The 2,126-nt window shown below is 34.0% G+C and carries 1 protein-coding gene; it reads right to left on the reverse strand.

Going from position 1 to position 2,126, the window contains the following annotated elements:
- Nucleotides 1-305 precede the first annotated feature (305 nt).
- A complete protein-coding gene (locus VNJ50_RS01645) occupies nt 306-1,988 on the reverse strand; it encodes a sialate O-acetylesterase (protein WP_325578428.1) in 1,683 nt (560 codons plus the stop codon).
- Nucleotides 1,989-2,126: the final 138 nt, after the last annotated feature.

Raw genomic sequence — 2,126 nt, forward strand, 5'->3', positions numbered from 1 at the left:
ACATGTTGTTATTATTGACTCATATAGTAATCTCAATTTTGTATAAAACAGAATATCATAGCCTATATCTAGTGGATTCCAATAATATAAATGAATTAATCCCTCTAATTTTCTACATTTCTCATTCACTGCATGTTTGAAATGTGCTAATTAGAGGGATTAAATAAAAGAAAATCATTGATAAGAATTAAGTAATTATGAAAGCCACCTTTAAATGGGTATTTAATAACTCTCAGTATATCATTTTTTTCTTATCATATTTTTCCAAAAAAATATTTATGCTTTTTGAGTATATAAGTAAAGCTTTAATTGAAGCGATTTGCAGATACATAAGTACTTTCAGGAGTTATATAACTGAACTTTCTTATTAAATCGGAGTCTACATCCTTAAATAAAAGTTGCGAGAAGTTATACAGCCCTTCTTTCCAAACATTGAAATCATGATATCCATTTGGTATTACGCGATAAACATGCTCTACGTTATTCGAAACTAAAAAATCATGTGTACGTTTACTTACAGAAATTAGTCCATCTTTATCTCCACATGAAATCCATAATAGATTTAGCAACTCTTTTGCATTATCTACATTAGGAATCAGTTCTTGAACACCCTTAGTATTAGGAGCTGATGAAAAACCTCCAACCCAAGCAAATTTATCAAGATTACCTAGCCCAAAATTCAATGCTTGTCCTCCACCCATCGATAAGCCAGCAATTGCACGATTTTCTCGATCTGTATAAACAGAATATGTTTTCTCGATAAAAGGTATTAAATCATCTAACAAATCTCTTTCAAAAGTAGCGAATGCTTCAACCTTATCAGCTGCCATTATATTACCTTCAGCACGATCATCTTTCATTGCACGACCATTTGGCATTACCACAATCATATCAGCAATTTTATTATCCGAATACAAGTTATCCAAGATAATATGAGGCTGACCTCCATTTAACCATTCCTTTTCATCACCCCCTATTCCATGTAACAAATAAAGTACAGGATATTTCTTTTTGTTACTATAGTTAGGTGGTAAATAGACTAAGGCTTTACGGTCAACTCCTACTGTTTTAGATGTATATTCTATTGAATCAATTTTGCCTCGTTCAATACCTGTACGTAAATTATCAAAACCAGCAGGAACTGTTGCTTTGTAACCATTAATAGAGAGCATTTTTGCAGCGTATCTGAACCCTAAAAGCTCGTAGCCTTCTGACGTAAAGTGCAAACTATCCGCAGCAGCTTTACATCCTACAGAAGAGATAAAGTGGGAAGTTGGAATCGTTTCTGGTAGTTTAGCAATGATTTCATTCATGCTTGCACATTTACCGTGTTGATCAGCTGAAACAACTCCTCCAGCTAGAAGTGGAACATCGGCTGCATTCAATCCAAGATCATTCAATAAATTAGTATATACCTCTTTTACCTTTTCTGGCCAAGTGATATCACCAGTGTCAGATTCTCCCTGATGTAATAAAATACCCTTTATAACACCATCCTTTTGTGCGAGTTTTGCCATTTCAACTAATCGCCCATAAGGATTGCCGCCATAGTCAACGATCATATTTTCCATCCAGCCTGGAGCTGTTGCAACATAATCTTTATAGTTTTCTTTATCGAAAAGTTCTATTTTGCATCCGCCAATAGCTACATTTATCACACCTACCCTAATATTATCAGGTAAGTTATCAACCATTGATTTTCCAAAATAATCGGTCGGTCCTATACCAGTATGACAGCGAGCTAAAGGAGGTGTTGCAGTGTACCAGCTACCTTTAACTCTGCCTAAATCTGGACAATCAACCGTGGCCATCATTTGAAATCTTTCATCTACAGATTGGTGCTGAGGCTCAATTTTAGCTGCACCTTCCATATTCGATTGTCCAAAGCTTAAGTAAATATGAAAATCCTTATCTTGGGATTTTAAATTTGAACTTAATATCAAAAGACCAACGAATAAAAAAATCGTTTTAAAAATTACTTTTTTCATTTTTTGTTTGCATTTTTCGTTATGTGACTTGATGTATTATGATAACACTTTCCAACAAACAGTATTATTATCAATAAAGCTGACCTTAGAAAACAAGTTGTCTATTTAGGTACAGCCTTATTACCTGTGGTTGCATAT

The sequence above is a fragment of the Gelidibacter sp. genome, assembly GCF_035577925.1.
GTDB lineage: Bacteria > Bacteroidota > Bacteroidia > Flavobacteriales > Flavobacteriaceae > Gelidibacter.